The organism is Burkholderia pyrrocinia (assembly GCF_003330765.1).
GTDB classification, from domain to species: domain Bacteria; phylum Pseudomonadota; class Gammaproteobacteria; order Burkholderiales; family Burkholderiaceae; genus Burkholderia; species Burkholderia pyrrocinia_B.
This window is the reverse complement of the sequence record NZ_CP024902.1, coordinates 772,951-790,467: the sequence shown is the minus strand read 5'-3', so window position 1 is coordinate 790,467 and position 17,517 is coordinate 772,951. Positions and strand designations below refer to the sequence as shown.

16 protein-coding genes are annotated in these 17,517 nt (G+C 66.8%); 8 read left to right on the top strand and 8 right to left on the bottom strand.

Annotated elements, in window-relative coordinates; translation table 11 throughout:
• The first annotated feature begins 1 nt into the window (after position 1).
• The 5 genes from pcnB (at position 2) to CUJ89_RS03725 (ending at position 5,022) form a co-directional block, all read left to right on the top strand.
• A complete protein-coding gene (pcnB, locus tag CUJ89_RS03750) occupies positions 2-1,543 on the top strand; it encodes a polynucleotide adenylyltransferase PcnB (protein ID WP_114176186.1) in 1,542 nt (513 codons plus the stop codon).
• Positions 1,544-1,578: 35 nt separating this feature from the next.
• Positions 1,579-2,121 (top strand): 2-amino-4-hydroxy-6-hydroxymethyldihydropteridine diphosphokinase, encoded by a 543-nt coding sequence (folK, locus tag CUJ89_RS03745; protein ID WP_114176185.1) that lies wholly within the window; start codon positions 1,579-1,581, stop codon positions 2,119-2,121.
• Entirely contained in the window at positions 2,118-2,804 is a 687-nt protein-coding gene (locus CUJ89_RS03740) for a deoxynucleoside kinase (protein WP_114176184.1), read from the top strand. Before folK ends, CUJ89_RS03740 begins: the two co-directional genes overlap by 4 nt.
• 43 nt (positions 2,805-2,847) lie before the next feature.
• On the top strand, positions 2,848-3,663 hold the full coding sequence (panB, locus tag CUJ89_RS03735; protein WP_114176183.1) for a 3-methyl-2-oxobutanoate hydroxymethyltransferase: 816 nt from the start codon (positions 2,848-2,850) through the stop codon (positions 3,661-3,663).
• A 138-nt stretch (positions 3,664-3,801) separates the two neighbouring features.
• Positions 3,802-5,022, top strand: coding sequence for an ISL3 family transposase (locus tag CUJ89_RS03725; RefSeq protein WP_114176182.1), 1,221 nt, complete (start codon positions 3,802-3,804; stop codon positions 5,020-5,022).
• Positions 5,023-5,101: 79 nt separating this feature from the next.
• On the opposite strand, the gene CUJ89_RS03720 is transcribed toward CUJ89_RS03725, so the two are convergent.
• The 5 genes from CUJ89_RS03720 to grpE all read right to left on the bottom strand — a co-directional run bounded on the left by CUJ89_RS03720 (position 5,102) and on the right by grpE (position 11,544).
• On the bottom strand, positions 5,102-7,051 hold the full coding sequence (locus CUJ89_RS03720) for a chorismate-binding protein (RefSeq protein WP_114176181.1): 1,950 nt from the start codon (positions 7,049-7,051) through the stop codon (positions 5,102-5,104).
• Between the two features lie 4 nt (positions 7,052-7,055).
• The gene (dnaJ, locus tag CUJ89_RS03715; protein ID WP_114176180.1) at positions 7,056-8,192 is read right to left on the bottom strand and encodes a molecular chaperone DnaJ; all 1,137 of its coding nucleotides are present in this window, start codon (positions 8,190-8,192) and stop codon (positions 7,056-7,058) included.
• Positions 8,193-8,458: 266 nt separating this feature from the next.
• Positions 8,459-10,411, bottom strand: coding sequence for a molecular chaperone DnaK (dnaK, locus tag CUJ89_RS03710; RefSeq protein ID WP_114176179.1), 1,953 nt, complete (start codon positions 10,409-10,411; stop codon positions 8,459-8,461).
• A gap of 148 nt (positions 10,412-10,559) precedes the next feature.
• On the bottom strand, positions 10,560-10,985 hold the full coding sequence (locus CUJ89_RS03705; RefSeq protein ID WP_114176178.1) for a thioredoxin family protein: 426 nt from the start codon (positions 10,983-10,985) through the stop codon (positions 10,560-10,562).
• 13 nt (positions 10,986-10,998) lie between these two features.
• A complete protein-coding gene (gene grpE, locus CUJ89_RS03700; protein WP_114176177.1) occupies positions 10,999-11,544 on the bottom strand; it encodes a nucleotide exchange factor GrpE in 546 nt (181 codons plus the stop codon).
• Positions 11,545-11,897: 353 nt separating this feature from the next.
• Here grpE and CUJ89_RS38180 point away from each other — a divergent pair, with 353 nt between their 5' ends.
• Positions 11,898-12,059, top strand: a complete 162-nt coding sequence (locus CUJ89_RS38180; protein ID WP_201752269.1) for a hypothetical protein — start codon at positions 11,898-11,900, stop codon at positions 12,057-12,059.
• On the opposite strand, the gene CUJ89_RS03690 is transcribed toward CUJ89_RS38180, so the two are convergent.
• The 3 genes from CUJ89_RS03690 to hrcA form a co-directional block, all read right to left on the bottom strand.
• A complete protein-coding gene (locus CUJ89_RS03690; RefSeq protein ID WP_114176175.1) occupies positions 12,031-12,438 on the bottom strand; it encodes an RNA-binding S4 domain-containing protein in 408 nt (135 codons plus the stop codon). The two genes, CUJ89_RS38180 and CUJ89_RS03690, sit on opposite strands and share 29 nt — an antisense overlap.
• A gap of 84 nt (positions 12,439-12,522) precedes the next feature.
• Positions 12,523-13,587, bottom strand: coding sequence for a ferrochelatase (gene hemH, locus CUJ89_RS03685; protein WP_114176174.1), 1,065 nt, complete (start codon positions 13,585-13,587; stop codon positions 12,523-12,525).
• Positions 13,588-13,712: 125 nt separating this feature from the next.
• On the bottom strand, positions 13,713-14,735 hold the full coding sequence (hrcA, locus tag CUJ89_RS03680; protein ID WP_114176173.1) for a heat-inducible transcriptional repressor HrcA: 1,023 nt from the start codon (positions 14,733-14,735) through the stop codon (positions 13,713-13,715).
• 131 nt (positions 14,736-14,866) lie between these two features.
• On the opposite strand from hrcA, the gene CUJ89_RS03675 reads away from it, so the two are divergent.
• Both CUJ89_RS03675 and recN read left to right on the top strand, forming a co-directional pair.
• Positions 14,867-15,769, top strand: a complete 903-nt coding sequence (locus CUJ89_RS03675; protein ID WP_114176172.1) for an NAD kinase — start codon at positions 14,867-14,869, stop codon at positions 15,767-15,769.
• 19 nt (positions 15,770-15,788) lie between these two features.
• Positions 15,789-17,438, top strand: coding sequence for a DNA repair protein RecN (recN, locus tag CUJ89_RS03670; RefSeq protein WP_114176171.1), 1,650 nt, complete (start codon positions 15,789-15,791; stop codon positions 17,436-17,438).
• The last annotated feature ends 79 nt before the right edge of the window (positions 17,439-17,517 follow it).

Sequence of the window (17,517 nt, the reverse complement as noted above, 5' to 3'; positions counted from 1 at the left end):
CGTGATCAAAAAATTCATTCGCAAGCTGCTCGGCCAGGACGAAACCGAGCAAACGCCCCCCGCAACGGCCCCGGCCGACGAAGCGGCCCCTGCTGCCCCGCGCACCTCGAAGGCCGCTCGCGGCGGCGGCGCGAAGAAACCGCGCAGCAACCATGAGCCGACCGTCGTACAGGCCAGCGTGCACGGCATCGATCCGTCGCTGATCTCGAAGAATGCCGTGCGCGTGACCGACACGCTGCAGCAGGCGGGCTTTCGCGCGTTCATCGTCGGCGGCGCGGTGCGCGATCTGCTGTTCGGCATCGCGCCGAAGGACTTCGACGTCGCGACCGACGCGACGCCCACCGAAGTGCAGCGCCTGTTCCGCCGCGCGCGCCTGATCGGCCGACGCTTCCAGATCGTCCACGTGCAGTTCGGCCAGGAACTGATCGAGGTGTCGACGTTCCGCGCGCTGGTCGACGCCCCGCCCGAGGCTGCTGCCGCGGCCGAGCCGCCGAAGCGCCTGAAGCGCGACGAACTCGATCGCCGCACGCATGCGGTCGACGCGAGCGGCCGCGTGCTGCGCGACAACGTGTGGGGCGAGCAGCATGAAGATGCCGCGCGCCGCGACTTCACGATCAACGCGATGTACTACGACCCGTCGACGCAGACGGTGCTCGACTACCACGACGGGATGGCCGACATGCGCGCCCGCCTGCTGCGGATGATCGGCGATCCGGCCACGCGTTTCCGCGAGGATCCGGTGCGGATGCTGCGCGTCGTGCGCTTCGCGGCGAAGCTCGGCTTCGAGATCGAACCGCACACGCGCGAGCCGATCAACGCGCTCGCCGACCTGATCAACAACGTGCCGGCCGCGCGCCTGTTCGACGAAATGCTGAAGCTGCTGCTGTCGGGCCACGCACTCGCGTGCCTGACGCGGCTGCGCAAGGAAGGCCTGCACCACGGGCTGCTGCCGCTCCTCGACGTCGTGCTCGAACAGCCGCAGGGCGAGAAGTTCATCACGCTCGCGCTGAACAACACCGACGCGCGCGTGCGCGCCGGCAAGCCGGTGTCGCCGGGCTTCCTGTTCGCGACGCTGCTGTGGCACGACATGCGCCAGCGCTTCGAGCAATACACGGCCGAAGGCGAAATCCCGGTGCCGGCGCTCCATCGCGCGATGGACGACGTGCTCGACATGCAGACCGAGAAACTCGCGATCCACAAGCGTTATTCGGCCGACATGCGCGAGATCTGGGGCCTGCAGCTGCGCCTCGAGAAACGCTCGGGCCGCAGCGCGATGCGGCTGCTGGAACACCAAAGGTTTAGAGCGGGGTATGATTTCCTCCTGTTACGCTGCGAATCCGGCGAGCTCGATGCGGATGTCGGACAGTGGTGGACGGATTTCATCGAAGGCGACGCGGCTGCTCGCGAGACATTGCTCACGCAGGGCGGCTCGAAGGAAAAATCGCCCCGCAAGCGGCGCCGCCGTGGCGGCGCGCGAAACCGCCAGCCGGGTGAAGGTGCCGCCGAGCAGGCACCGGACACCGCGGGCGGGTCCGACGACTGACGCGCTCGCCGGCGAACGACGTAGGAAGTGATGCCATGACGGTTGCATATATCGGACTGGGGGCGAATCTCGGCGATGCGCGCCAGACCCTGAAGGACGCGGTGGTGTGCCTCGCTCAACAGCGCACCATCTCGGTCCTCGGCAAATCGAGCCTGTATCGCACGGCGCCGTTCGAAGCGGGCGGCGACGACTACTACAACTGCGTCGTCAAGCTCGACACGACGCTCTCGGCCCGCGAACTGCTCGCGCTCTGCCAGAAGATCGAGCATCACTTCGGCCGCGAGCGCCCATATCGCAACGCGCCGCGCACGCTCGATCTCGACATCCTGCTGTTCGGCGCCGACTCGATCGACGAACCCGACCTGATCGTCCCGCACCCGCGCCTCACCGACCGTGCGTTCGCGCTCGTGCCGCTCGTCGAAATCGAGCCGGCGCTCGACATCCCCGCGCGCGGCCGCGCCGATGCCTTCCTCGCCGCCGTCGCCGACCAGCGCGTCGAAAAGGTACAGACCTGCCAGTGCCTGATGCAGAAGGCGCTCGCTGCCGGCGAAGACGCCGACAAGAACCCCTGCCGATGAACTCGACTCCCCTTACCGTCACCGCGCCCGACCTGCGCGCCCCGCACCGCTATCTCGTGATCGAAGGCCCGATCGGCGTCGGCAAGACGACGCTCGCGCGCCAGCTCGCCGAGCGCTGGTCGATGCAGGCGCTGCTCGAGCGCCCGCAGGACAACCCGTTCCTCGAACGCTTCTATCGCGACACCGCGCGCTACGCGCTGCCCGTGCAGCTGTCGTTCGCGCTTCAGCGCGCGCAGCAGGCGCGCGAGCTGATCGGTGCGCTCGAAACCGGCCGCCCCGTCATCGCCGATTTCATGCCGCAGAAGAACGACATCTTCGCGCGGCTGAACCTGCCGGAAGACGAATGGCAGCTCTACCGCTCGGTCGCGACGCACGTGGACGTGCCGCAGGCGCCGTCGCCCGACCTCGTCGTCTATCTGCAGGCCAGCCCCGAGGTGCTGTTCTCGCGCATCCAGAAGCGCGGGCTGCCGATGGAACTGCAGATCAGCGACGCGTACCTGCGCTCGCTCGTCGACGCGTACAACGAATTCTTCTATCACTACGACCGCACGCCGGTGCTGACGGTCGCCGCGGAACACCTGAACCCGCTGGATTCCCCCGACGATCTTGCGCTGCTGGTCGAGCGCATCGAGACGATGCGCGGCCGCAAGGAATTCTTCGTCAAGGGCGAGACGACGCGCTGACGCGTCCCGCCTGCCGTTCTTCATCCATCGAACCGGATTTCCCATGACCTATCTCCAGGAATCGAGCCGGCCTGCCGTGACGGTACCCAAGCTGCAGGCAATGCGCGATGCCGGCGAGAAGATCGCAATGCTCACCTGCTACGACGCGAGCTTTTCCGCGCTGCTCGATCGCGCAGGCACCGACGTGCTGCTGATCGGCGATTCGCTCGGCAACGTGCTGCAGGGCCACACCACCACGCTGCCCGTGTCGCTCGACGACATCGCGTATCACACCGCCTGTGTCGCACGCGCGCAGCCGCGCGCGCTCGTCGTCGCCGATCTGCCGTTCGGCACGTACGGCACGCCGGCCGAGGCGTTCGCGAACTCGGTCAAGCTGATGCGCGCGGGCGCGCAGATGGTCAAGCTCGAAGGCGGCGAATGGCTGGCCGAGACGATCCGCTTCCTCGTCGAGCGCTCGGTGCCCGTGTGTGCGCACCTCGGCCTCACGCCGCAATCGGTGCATGCGTTCGGCGGCTTCAAGGTCCAGGGCAAGACCGAAGCCGGCGCCGCGCAGTTGCTGCGCGACGCACGCGCGATCGAGGACGCGGGCGCACAGCTCGTCGTGCTCGAAGCGGTGCCGACGCTCGTCGCGTCCGAAGTCACGCACATGCTGAAGATCCCGACGATCGGCATCGGCGCGGGCGTCGACTGCTCGGGGCAGGTGCTCGTGCTGCACGACATGCTCGGCGTCTTCCCCGGCAAGCGGCCGCGCTTCGTGAAGGACTTCATGCAGGGGCAGCCGAACATTCAGACGGCCGTCGAAGCGTACGTGAGCGCGGTGAAGGACCGCACGTTCCCCGGGCCGGAACATTCGTTCTGAAGCAACGCCGGATGTGAAAAAGCGCGGCGCCCTTTGCCGGGCGCCGCGCTTTTTTATGGTTCATCGCAGGAAACCGTGGAGCGTTTGAGGGCGATTGCGTAACCTGACGCCTGATTCTATGGAGGTCAGGGGGAAGAATTGCTCGATCGCAAGGCGCTTCAGGCACTGGGCTGCTGGACCGGCTATCGGTTGGAACGGGTGGAATGGCCGGAAGGAGACGGCCATACGCTGTCGCTGCATCTGAAGCCAGTCAGCAAGGTCATGCACTGCGAACAGTGCGGCGCGCGCTGCCAGCAAATCCACGAGACGACGGTTCGGCGAGTGCGCGATCTGCCACTGTTCGAGTACCGAGTCGTGCTGCATGTCCCCCGCCGTCGGGTCTGGTGCGCACACTGCGGCGGCCCGAGGCTGGAGAAGCTGACGTGGCTGGGCCGCTACCAGCGAGTGACGGAGCGGTTCGCCAAGGCCTGTGAGAAGCTGCTGCAAGCGGCCAGCGTGCAGGCGGTGGCAGCCTTCTACGACCTGGGCTGGCACACGGTCAAATCGATCGACAAGATGCGCTTGCGGGCTCGCGTGGCCGAGCCGGACTGGTCGACGATCCGCTATCTGGCAATGGACGAATTCGCGCTGCATAAGGGCCATCGCTACGCCACGGTGGTAGTTGATCCGATCGGCCGACAGGTGCTCTGGGTCGGCCCCGGACGTTCACGAGAAACGGCTCGAACCTTCTTCGAACAACTGCCCGAAGGCGTTGCCGAGCGCATCGAAGCGGTCGCGATCGACATGACCACGGCCTATGAGCTGGAGATCAAGGAGCAGTGCCCGCAAGCGGAAATCGTCTTTGACCTGTACCACGTCGTGGCCAAGTACGGCCGCGAAGTGATCGACAGGGTGCGAGTGGATCAGGCCAATCAACTACGACATGACAAGCCGGCCCGCAAGGTCCTGAAGTCCAGCCGCTGGCTGTTGCTGCGCAACCGTCACAACCTGAAACCAGAACAGGCCGTGCACCTGAAGGATCTGCTGGCCGCCAATCAGTCGCTGTTATGCGTCTACGTGCTGCGCGACGAACTCAAACGGCTCTGGTTCTACCGAAAGCCCGCCTGGGCGGAAAAGGCTTGGGGGCAATGGTTCGAACAGGCTCAGCAAAGCGGGATCGCCGCGCTGCAAAAGTTCGCTCAGCGCTTGCAGGGTTACTGGCACGGAATCGTGACTCGCTGCCGTCATCCGCTCAATACCAGCGTCGTCGAAGGCATCAACAACACCATCAAGGTCATCAAGCGTCGGGCTTATGGGTACCGCGACGAGGAATACTTCTTCCTCAAAATCCGCGCCGCGTTCCCCGGTAATCCGCGATGAACCTTTTTTATACGCTGCAGGGTGAAGGTTCGCGCCACCGGCGCAAGCGCGGTGCACGATCCATCACTTCGTCACTGCATCACTTCAATACCGCGTCGAGCGCGCCACGCAGCGCATTGGTCAGCAGCAGCGCCTGCGCGCGCGCCAGATCGTCGCAGGTCACGACGCGCTCCGTCGCACCGAACCCACGATCGTCGAGCAGCACGCCGCGCATCACGCCCGGCAGCACGCCGGACGCCAGCGGCGGCGTCACCCATTGGCCGTCGAGCTTCACGAACAGGTTCGAGCGCCCGCCTTCCGTCACCTCGCCACGCTCGTTGACGAACAGCATGTCGAAACCGCCGAGCGCCTCCGCCGCCTGCCACGCACGGTCGTATTCGGCGCGGCGCGTCGTCTTGTGCAGCAACAGCGCGTCGCTGGCGCGGGTCGGCGCGAAGCCGTGCGCGGACGCCAGCAGCACGCCGACCGGCCCCGCCGGCAGCGGCTTGAGCGGTGCCGCGACGATCCCGATCGTGCCGTCCTTCGCGAGCGAGAGCTTCATCCGGTAGGCGCCGTCGCCGTCGAGCGCCGCGCAGCGTGCGTCGATCTCGCGGCGCAACGCATCGGCATCGAAGCGGAAGCCGAACGCATCCGCGCTGCGCTGCAGCCGCGCAAGATGACGATCAAGATGCCGGATGCCGTCCGCGCGCGTGGCGGCCGTCGTTTCGAACAACTGGAAGCCGGGATCGGCGTCCGTCAGGAATCGCGCTTTCAATTCGCACTCCGCATATTCGTCGGCCGCGACGCTGTCGAGCACGATGCCCGCGCCGACGCCCATCATGCCGCGGCGCCGGCCGGCGGTTGCCGTTGCCGGATCGCGTGCTTCGATGTCGGCGCCGGCCGCGCCTTCACCGGCCGCACCTTCGCCGGTCGCACCTTCGCCGGCCGCGTCGAGCGTCAGCGTACGGATCGCGACCGACAGGCAGAAATCGCCGCAACCGGCCGCACGATCGCAACACGCATCGGAATCGGCGCTTTCCTTCGGGGCTTCAAGCCAACCGATCGCGCCCGTATAGAGCCCGCGCGGCGTCGACTCGATCGCGTCGATCAGTTGCATCGTCCGGTGCTTCGGCGCGCCCGTGATCGATCCGCACGGAAACAGCGCGCGCAACATCTGCGCGAACGTCGTGCCGTCGCGCCAGCCTGCCTCGACCGTCGACGTCATCTGCCACACCGACGCATACGGCTCGACGGAGAACAGCGCCGGCACGCGGACCGTCCCCGTGCGCGCGATCCGCGACACGTCGTTGCGCAGCAGGTCGACAATCATCACGTTTTCCGCGCGGTTCTTCGGATCGCTCGCGAGGAACGCAGCAGCAGCCGCATCTTCGCGGGGATCGGCCGAACGCGGCGCAGTGCCCTTCATCGGCCGCGCGCGCAGCACTTCGCCGTGCTTCTCGACGAACAGCTCGGGCGAGCACGACACGACCCACGCGCCGCCGGGCAGCGCGATCAGCGCGCCGTAACGCACCGGCTGGCGCGCGCGCAGCCGCCGGTACAGCGCGAGCGGCGTGCCGAACACGTCGAAATTCAGCCGGTACGTATAGTTGATCTGGTACGAATCGCCCGCGCGCAGCGCGTCGTGCACCGCGGCGATCGCCGCGTCGAACGCATCGCGCGTGACGCTCTTCTCGACGTGCGCGACGCCCGCGATCGACGGCGCACCGCCGCCGTCCTGCTGCGCGAGCCACGCGTCGACTTCGCCGCGCGACAGGCGCTCGCAGCGCGCGTACAGCAAAAAGCGCAGCGGGGCATCGCCCGGCTGCGCCCATTGCAGGTTGCGCCCGAATGCGTAATCACCGACGACGACCGCATGCAGCCCGTCGCGCAGGTCCTGCGCAACCGCCGCGTCGACTTCGTCGAGCCGCGCCGGGTCCGTGCACACGCGTTCGCGCACGAAACCCGAATACAAACGACTCGACCGCGCGGACGCGGTCGAGTCGCAATCGTCCAAGAGCGCGAACGACGCGCTCTCGCTGCCTTCAGTCATGCCGTTACTCGAAGAAGCTCTTCACACGGTCGAACCAGCTCTTGCCCTGCGGGCTGTGACGCGCGCCGCCCTCGGCCAGCGACTTCTCGAACTGCTTGAGCAGGTCGCGCTGGTGGTCGGTCAGCTTCACGGGCGTCTCGACCTGCACGTGCACGTACAGATCGCCCGCGATGCTCGAACGCAGCCCCTTGATGCCCTTGCCGCGCAGGCGGAACGTCTTGCCCGACTGCGTGCCTTCCGGTACCGGGAACGACGCACGGCCGGCCAGCGTCGGCACCTCGATCTCGCCGCCGAGCGCGGCGGTCGTGAACGGGATCGGCATCTGGCAGTGGAGATCGTCGCCGTCGCGCTCGAACACCGAGTGCGGCTTGATGTGGATCTCGACGTACAGGTCGCCCGGCGGCCCGCCGTTGATGCCCGGTTCACCGTTGCCGGCCGAGCGGATCCGCATCCCGTCGTCGATCCCGGCCGGGATCTTCACTTCGAGCGTCTTGGTTTCCTTCACCTTGCCCGACCCGTGGCAGTGCACGCACGGTTCCGGGATGTAGGTGCCGGTGCCATGACACTTCGGGCAGGTCTGCTGGATGCTGAAGAAACCCTGCGACATGCGCACCGTGCCCTGGCCATGGCAGGTCGGGCAGGTTTCGGGCTTCGTGCCGGGCTTCGCGCCCGACCCGTGGCACACCTCGCACGACACCCAGCTCGGCACGCGGATCTGCGTGTCGTAGCCGTGCGCGGCCTGCTCGAGCGTGATTTCCATGCTGTAGCGCAGGTCGGCGCCGCGATACACCTGCGGGCCGCCACGGCCGCCGCGCGCGGCACCGCCCGCGGCCTGGCCGAAGATGTCGCCGAAGATGTCGCCGAACGCGTCCGCGAAGCCGCCGAAGCCCTGTGCACCCGCACCGCCCATGTTCGGATCGACGCCCGCATGGCCGTACTGGTCGTACGCGGCCCGCTTCTGGCTGTCCGACAGCATTTCATAGGCTTCCTTCACCTCCTTGAAATGCTCTTCCGCATCCTTGTTGTCCGGATTGCGGTCAGGGTGATGCTTCATCGCAAGCTTGCGATATGCCTTCTTGATTTCGTCGTCGCCCGCATTCTTCGCGACGCCCAGAACCTCGTAGTAATCCCGTTTCGCCATATCGATTCACTGTGCCGCCACGCATCGCGCACGCGGCGGCTCCTTTCGCCCGCAGTAAAGTCTCTCGACTCGTCTGGCGCTGCGCCCGTCCGCGGACGGCTCGCGCAGCACCCGCCAAAAAACAAATGTGCCCGGAGGGCCGCGAAGCCCGCCAGGCGTGGAGTCGATCCGGCCATCCGGAAGGAAAGACAGACCGCTTTTCAGCCGCTTGTCAGCCGCGCCGCGCGCGTTTCCGCGCGCGGCATTCGGTGTCGTTGCAACCCGGCTTAGTCCTTCTTCACTTCCTTGAACTCGGCGTCGACGACGTCGTCGGCAGCCTGCTGCGCGCCACCCGCGTGGGCCGCACCTTCCGCAGCACCCGCCGCGCCGGCCGCACCCGCCTGCTGGGCCTGCATGTCGGCGTACATCTTCTCGCCGAGCTTCTGCGAAACCTTGCCGAGCTCCTCGACCTTCGCGTCGATCGCAGCCTTGTCGGCCGACGTGTCCTTCAGCACTTCCTCGAGCGACTTCAGCGACGCTTCGATCGCTTCCTTCTCGCCCGCGTCCAGCTTGTCGCCGTACTCGGTCAGCGCCTTCTTCGTGCTGTGGACCAGCGCGTCGCCCTGGTTGCGCGAATCGGCCAGCTCGCGCAGCTTGTGATCTTCCGCTGCGTTCGCTTCCGCGTCCTTGATCATCTGGTCGATTTCGGCTTCGGACAGACCCGAGTTGGCCTTGATCGTGATCTTGTTTTCCTTGCCGGTCGCCTTGTCCTTCGCGCCGACGTGCAGGATGCCGTTCGCGTCGATGTCGAAGGTCACTTCGATCTGCGGCACGCCACGCGGTGCGGGCGGGATGCCTTCGAGGTTGAACTCGCCGAGCAGCTTGTTGCCGGCCGCCATTTCGCGTTCGCCCTGGAACACCTTGATCGTCACGGCGCCCTGATTGTCGTCCGCCGTCGAATACACTTGCGCGTGCTTCGTCGGGATCGTCGTGTTCTTGTTGATCATCTTCGTCATCACACCGCCGAGCGTCTCGATGCCGAGCGACAGCGGGGTCACGTCGAGCAGCAGCACGTCCTTGCGGTCGCCCGACAGCACCTGGCCCTGGATCGCCGCGCCAACGGCGACGGCTTCGTCCGGGTTCACATCACGGCGCGGATCCTTGCCGAAGAACTCCTTCACCTTCTCCAGCACCTTCGGCATGCGGGTCTGGCCGCCGACCAGGATCACGTCGTCGATGTCCGACACCTTGACGCCCGCGTCCTTGATCGCGATGCGGCACGGTTCGATCGTGCGCTCGACCAGGTCCTCGACCAGCGCTTCCAGCTTCGCGCGGGTGATCTTCAGGTTCAAGTGCTTCGGGCCCGATGCGTCCGCCGTGATGTACGGCAGGTTGATTTCGGTCTGCTGACCCGACGACAGCTCGATCTTCGCCTTTTCGGCGGCTTCCTTCAGGCGCTGCAGCGCGAGCACGTCCTTCGACAGGTCGACGCCCTGCTCCTTCTTGAACTCGCCGATGATGTAGTCGATGATGCGCTGGTCGAAGTCCTCGCCGCCGAGGAACGTGTCGCCGTTGGTCGACAGCACTTCGAACTGCATTTCGCCGTCGACGTCCGCGATCTCGATGATCGACACGTCGAACGTGCCGCCGCCGAGGTCATACACCGCGATCTTGCGGTCGCCCTTCTCGACCTTGTCGAGACCGAACGCAAGCGCGGCCGCGGTCGGCTCGTTGATGATCCGCTTGACTTCGAGGCCCGCGATGCGGCCGGCGTCCTTCGTGGCTTGACGCTGGCTGTCGTTGAAGTACGCCGGCACCGTGATCACGGCTTCCGTGACCGGCTCGCCGAGGTAGTCTTCGGCCGTCTTCTTCATCTTGCGCAGCACTTCCGCCGAAACCTGCGGCGGCGCGAGCTTTTCGCCGTGTGCCTCGACCCATGCATCGCCGTTGTCGGCCTTGCTGATGGTGTACGGCATCAGGCCGATGTCCTTCTGGACTTCCTTCTCTTCGAAGCGGCGGCCGATCAGGCGCTTCACTGCGAACAGCGTGTTCTTCGGGTTGGTCACCGACTGACGCTTGGCCGGCGCACCGACGAGCACTTCGTTGTCGTCCATGTACGCGATGATCGACGGCGTGGTGCGCGTGCCTTCCGAGTTCTCGATGACCTTGACCTGGTTGCCTTCCATGATGGCGACGCACGAGTTCGTGGTGCCGAGGTCAATACCGATGATCTTTCCCATTTTTTCCTAATCTCCAGAAATGCTTGTTTGCTGCACGAAACCCCGCTTTTTGGGGCGGTTTCGCACGCCAGAATTCAACTCTGTTCCCGAAATGCGTCCGTCCGGCCCGTTTTCAAGCCCTGACAGGCGATGCGGGTATTAAATTTTTTCAATCGCCGCCGGCTACCGGATCGCCGGCCGCCGGATCGCCGGCCGTCGCCGCGATCTTCGCGCGCGCCGCCGAAACGGCCGCCTGGAACTGCGCGAGGCCATGCCAGCCGGTCGCGCGGCCGAGCCGCTTGCCGCGATGGAAGAAGAACCACGTCGGCACGCCGTGCAGCCCGAAGCGGTGCCCCAGCTGATGATGTTCGTACACGTTGCAATGGAACCACTTCAGGTCCAGCGCGCGGATCGCGTCGGGCTGGGCGAGCATCGCCTTCTTCGCGATCTCGCAGTTGAAGCAGTCGACGCCCCAGAAGAACACCACCGCGAGCGCATCCCCCGCGCCGTCGATAGCCGCGTCGAACGTGTCGGCAGCCAGCGCCTGCATGTCGAACGCGCCAAACGCGGCCGAATCGACGCCGGCGGGAACCATCGCGGCGACCTTCTTACTTCGGCTGCGCGACGGTGACGAGCGCCGGGCGCAGCACGCGGTCGGCGATCGTATAGCCCTTTTGCAGCACCGCGACGACGGTGTTCGGCTCCTGCTCGGCCGGCACCATCGAAATCGCCTGGTGCTGGTGCGGATCGAACTTCTCGCCAACCGGGTTGATCGCGACGACGCGGCCCTTCTCGAGCGCGTTCGTCAGCTGGCGCAGCGTCAGTTCGACGCCTTCGCGCACCTTCGCGATGTCGCCGGACGTATCGCTGACAGCCGCTTCCAGGCTATCCAGCACGGGCAGCAGGTGTTCCGCGAAGCTCTCGATCGCGAACTTGTGCGCCTTCGAGACGTCGTCCTGCGCGCGGCGGCGGACGTTCTCGGTCTCGGCCTTCGCCCGCAGGAAGCTTTCCTGCAGCTCGGCGACCTTGGCTTGAGCCTCCGCGAGCGCCGCGTCGGCTGCTTCGGCGGCGGGAGCGGCGCCTTGCGCCGCCTGCTTCTCGCTGCCGATGTCTTCGGCCGATTGGGTAGTCGGGTTCTCTTGCGTGTTTTCCATGTCGCTGAAAGTCGATTAGAGGTTGAAGCCAAATCGGCAACCGCTGGACCGTATACCCGGCGGCACCGCACATTGCTGGTGCAAATAAGGGCGAAAACTGCGATTTCAAGAGGGTTATTCGCCGGCATTCTCCAATGCCGCGAAACAACCGCGCGTTTCGCCGGTGCAGGCCCGCATAGTCCGCCAGATCAGGCGAAACGGGCTGTAACAACGCTTACCCGGCAAGTACTAGCTTGGCACAGGCCGGCTGCACTACACTCCACTCAAGCGTCGGAAAAGCGTGTTTACCCTAGCTGACCGCCGCCTGACATCCACCTGGCGCCGTTTTCACCCGTCTTCTCGAGGGGAGTACCGTGAAACTGACCTTTGCGAAATCGGTGGTCGCGCTGGTACTCATTGCCGGCACCACCACCATCTGCCTGTCGGGAGCCGTCACCGATCGCACGACCGAATACGGAAGCGCGCGGGCGACATTCGACCAGATGTTCAGCTCCCACCAGAAAATCTGTCGATGATGCGCCGGTCGCGCTTCGTCGGCCGGCCGTGCATTTCGGCCGCCGGCTCGCGATACGTGCGGCGCCGCTCCAGTTCGGCGAGCCGCGCGGCCCGCCCAGCTTCCGTTTCCTCGTAAAGCGTCTGCGCGACGCTCGCGGGCCCGCGCACGTCGCACATGCCCAGCACGGCAATGTGCCAGACGATGCCGTCGATCGCAATCTCGACCTCGTCGCCCACGCGCACCTCCTTCGACGGCTTGACCGCCGCGCCGCCGATCTTCACGTGCCCCTTGTCGACCGCATCGGTCGCGAGCGAGCGCGTCTTGAAGAACCGGGCCGCCCACAGCCATTTGTCGATACGCAGCTTCGCGCCCGGTTCCGTGGAAATCTTGTAGTTCATATCAGCCTCCGCCGGGCCGCCCCAAGGAGGCTGACCACCCCCTCGGGGGGCAGCGAACGAAGTGAGCGTGGGGGTCGTTTCATATCAGTTCACCGTTTCGGGCTGCGCGGCCCTGACGGGCCAGCCCTGCAGATTCTCGGCGACGATCTCGCCGATCGCGCCGATCCACGCGGGCGCACCGTTCAGGCACGGAATGCGGTGGAACGCCTTGCCGCCGCCGGCGAGGAATTCGTCGCGCACTTCCATGCCGATCTCCTCGACCGTCTCCAGGCAATCGGCCGTGAAACCGGGACAGAACACATCGGCGCGCCGCACACCGGCCTCGCCGAACTCGCGCAGCGTCGGCGCGGTGTACGGCTGCAGCCATTCGGCCTTGCCGAAGCGCGACTGGAAGGTGATGCGGCATTCGGTCGTCGACAGCCCGAGCGCGGCCATCAGCAGCGCGCCCGTCTGCTGGCACTGGTCGTGATAAGGGTCGCCGAGGTCGAGCGTGCGCTTCGGCACGCCGTGAAAGCTCAGCACGAGCTTGTCGCCGGCCGCGAAGTCGGGCCGGCCATGCTGCGCCCAATACTGGCGCACCTGCTCGGCAAGCGCGTGGATATAGGCCGGATGGTCGGCGTAGTGCCGCACCGTGCGCACCTCCGGCTGGTTGCGCATGCGCGCGAGCGCGCCGAATGCGGCATCGAACGCGGTGGCCGTGGTCGACGCCGAGTATTGCGGATACATCGGCATCAGCAGCACGCGCTCGACACCCGTGCGCTTGAACTGCGCGAGCGCGTGCGAAATGTTCGGGCTGCCATAGCGCATCGCGTAGTCGACCAGCACGTGATAGCCGTTCGACGCAAGCAGGTGCCGCACGCTGTCGGTCTGGCGCTCGGTGTGCACGCGCAGCGGCGAGCCCTCGGGCATCCAGACGGCCGCGTATTTCTTCGCGGACGCGCGGCCGCGCAGCGGCAGGATCAGCGTGCGCAGCAGCACCTGCCAGACGACCTGCGGAATCTCGACGACCCGCGGATCCGACAGGAATTCGGCCAGATAGCGCCGCACCGCGCGCGGCGTGGGAGCGTCGGGCGTGCCGAGATTGATCAGCAGCACGCCGATGCGATGGGCGGCCGCGATACTCGAAGGCGGCTCAAGATCGAAACGCATGGGCAAGAACGTGCTCGGGGCACGGGACCGGACGGCTCTCAATTATAGCGGGCCGCCCCGTGCCGTTCGGCCGACTGTCGGCGCATGCGGCACCGCGTCACGATGACGGGGCGGGATCGGGCTTGCTACTGCTGGCTCAGCGTGAGCGACAGCAGGCGCGCGGTGATGTCGACGATCGGTATCACGCGGTTGTACGCCATGCGGGTCGGGCCGATCACGCCGAGCGTGCCGACGATCTGCCCGTTCACCTCGTAAGGCGCGGTGACGACGCTCATTTCCTCGATCGGCACGAGCGTCGATTCGCCGCCGATGAAGATCTGCACGCCCTGGGCGTGGCTCGACACGTCGAGCAGTTGCAGGAGGCCCGTCTTTTGGTCGAACACGTCGAACAGCTTGCGCAGCCGCGCCATGTCGGACGACAGGTCCGCCACCTCGAGCAGGTTGCGCTCGCCGGAAATCAGCACGGTGTCCTCGGTGTCGGGCACCTCGGTGCTGGCGGTCACGGCCGCGTGCATCAGCGTGGTCATGTCGCCGCGCAACTGGTCGATCTCGTCGCGCAGGCGGCGGCGCACCTCGTCGAACGACAGGCCGGCGAAATGCGCGTTGATGTAGTTGGACGCCTCGGTCAGCTGCGACGGCGAGTAGTCGCGCGGCGTCGCGAGCATCCGGTTCTGCACGTCGCCCTCGGGCGTGACGATGATCAGCAGGATGCGCTTGTCCGACAGGCGCATGAACTCGATCTGCTTGAACACGTGGCTGCGGCGCGGCGTCAGCACGACGCCCGCGAACTGCGACAGGTTCGACAGCACGCTCGCGGCCGCTGCGACCACCCGCTGCTGCGGCTCGCCGACCTGCAGCGTGTTCTGCACCTGCCGCGCGACGGCCTCGGCGTCGATCGGCGTCTCGACCGTCAGCATCGTGTCGACGAACAGCCGGTAGCCGCGCGGCGTCGGCACGCGGCCGGCCGACGTGTGCGGGCTCGACACGAGGCCGAGCTCCTCCAGGTCGGACATCACGTTGCGGATCGTCGCCGGGCTCAGCTCGAGCCCGGAGTAACGGGACAACGTGCGCGATCCGACTGGCTGACCGTCGGCGATATACCGTTCGATCAGGGTTTTCAGGAGGGTTCGTGCGCGAGGATCTAGCATGGTGGAAAATTTTAGCGCAACCGCGCAACCGCGGCGAGTGGCGTCGGCCACCATTGTGCGGGCGGGCCCGATCCGGCCCCGCCGGCGCACAGCCGGTTCTTTTCGTCTACGAGCTATGGTGTAATGCCGGCATGAAAACCGGGAATCAGTTCAATACTGTCGCGCTCGTCGGCCGGAGCAACACGCCCGGCATCACCGAGCCGCTTGCCACACTGGCTGCCAGCCTCGCCAAGCGGGGCTTCGAGGTCGTGTTCGAAGGCGACACCGCGCGCGAGATCGGCATCGCCAACTATCCAGCGCTCACCCCGGCCGAAATCGGGGCGCGTGCGGACGTGGCGGTCGTGCTGGGCGGCGACGGCACGATGCTCGGCATCGGCCGCCAGCTTGCGCCGTACCGGACACCGCTGATCGGGATCAACCACGGGCGGCTCGGCTTCATCACGGACATCGCGGCAGCCGACATGCACGCGCTCGTGCCCGTGATGCTGTCGGGCAAGTTCGAGCGCGAGGAGCGCTCGCTGCTCGAGGCCCGGATCATGCGCGACGGCGAACCGATCTACCACGCGCTCGCGTTCAACGACGTCGTGGTCAACCGCAGCGGCTTCTCCGGGATGGTCGAGCTGCGCGCGTCGGTCGACGGCCGGTACATGTACAACCAGCGTTCGGACGGCCTGATCGTCGCCACGCCGACGGGCTCGACCGCTTACGCGCTGTCGTCGGCCGGCCCGATCCTCCATCCGCAGCTGCAGGGCATCCTGCTCGTGCCGATCGCGCCGCACGCGCTGTCGAACCGGCCGATCGTGCTGCCGGACGATTCGAAGATCGCGATCCAGATCGTCGGCGGGCGCGACGTCAACGTCAACTTCGACATGCAGTCGTTCACCGCGCTCGAACTGAACGACACGATCGAGGTGCGCCGCTCGAAGCATACGGTGCCGTTCCTGCACCCGATCGGCTACAGCTACTACGCGACGCTGCGCAAGAAGCTGCACTGGAACGAACACGCATCGAACGAAGACGACAAGGCGTCCTGACGCTCCCCCGCCCGACACCATGCTCCGCCACCTCTCGATCCGCGACTTCGTCATCGTCGCCGCGCTCGATCTCGAATTCGACAGCGGCTTTTCCGTCTTTTCCGGCGAAACCGGCGCCGGGAAATCGATCCTGATCGACGCCCTTGCCCTCGCGCTCGGCGAACGCGCCGACTCGAGCGTCGTGCGCACCGGCTGCGGCCGCGCCGACATCACGGCCGAATTCACGCCGCACGACCGCGTCGCGCGCTGGCTCGACGAACACGCGTTCGACGCCGAGGACACCGTGATGCTGCGTCGCGTGATCGACGCGAACGGCCGTTCGCGCGCGTTCATCAACGGCACCAGCGCGACGCTCGCGCAACTGCGCGAACTCGGCGAGATGCTCGTCGACATCCACGGCCAGCACGCGCACCAGCTGCTGATGCGGCCCGACGCGCAGCGCGAGCTGTTCGACACGCACGCGGGGCTCGTCGCCGATGCCGCGAACGTCGCGCGCGCGTGGCGCGTATGGCGCGACGCGACGCAGGCGATCGACGCCGCGAAGGCGCACGAGCGCGAGTTGCAGCTGGAACGCGAAAAGCTCGCGTGGCAGCTCGCCGAGCTCGACAAGCTCGCGCCGCAGCCCGGCGAATGGGACGAAGTCAGCAACGAACACAAGCGCCTGTCGCATTCGGCGAACCTGATCGAGGGCGTGCGCGGCGCGCTCAACGCACTGTCCGAGGCCGACGACGCGATGCTCGCGCAGCTCGGCGCGATCGTGTCGAAGCTGCGCAGCCTCGCCGACTACGACACCGCGCTCGGCGATGCGCTCGCGTCGCTCGAACCGGCCGAGATCCAGCTGCAGGAAGCCGTCTATTCGCTGTCGCACTACGCGCAGCGCGTCGATCTCGACCCCGAGCGGCTCGCGCAGGTCGAAACGCGTCTCGATGCGCTGCACTCGACCGCCCGCAAGTTCCGGCTGCCGCCCGACACGCTGCACGAAGAACATGCGGCTCGCCGCGCCCAGCTCGCCGCGCTCGACGCGGCCGCCGATCTCGGCGCGCTCGAGGCAACGCGGGCCAAGGCGCGGGAAGCCTATCTCGCCGACGCAAAACACCTGTCCAAGGCACGCACGCAGGCCGCCAAGGCGCTGGGCACGGCCGTCACGGCCGGCATGCAGGAACTGTCGATGGCGGGCGGAAGTTTCGAAGTCGCGCTCGCGCCGCTTGCCGACGGCGGCCCGCACGGGCTCGAGCAGGTCGAGTTCCGGGTCGCCGGGCACCCCGGCGTGCCGCTGCGGCCGCTCGCGAAAGTCGCGTCGGGCGGCGAACTCGCGCGGGTCAGCCTCGCGCTCGCGGTCATCGCGAGCGCGGCGAGCCCGACGCCGACGCTGATCTTCGACGAAGTCGATACGGGGATCGGCGGCGGCGTAGCCGAAGTAGTCGGCCGCCTGCTGCACCAGCTCGGGCGCGACCGCCAGGTGCTGTGCGTGACGCACCTGCCGCAGGTCGCCGCGCGCGGCGACCACCACTTCCAGGTCGCGAAGGGCGCCGACGAGCGCGGCGGCACGGTGTCGACGGTCGTCGCGCTCGACCGGGCCAACCGGATCGAGGAAGTCGCGCGGATGCTCGGCGGGCTCGAGATCACGGCCACGACGCGCAAGCACGCGAAGGAAATGCTGGCGGCCTGACGCGGCCGCCCGCCGCTCGAATCCGCGCCGAACGGCGCTCGAACGGTTCGTACTTTCAGGGCGGAGCGCGGGTTGATGC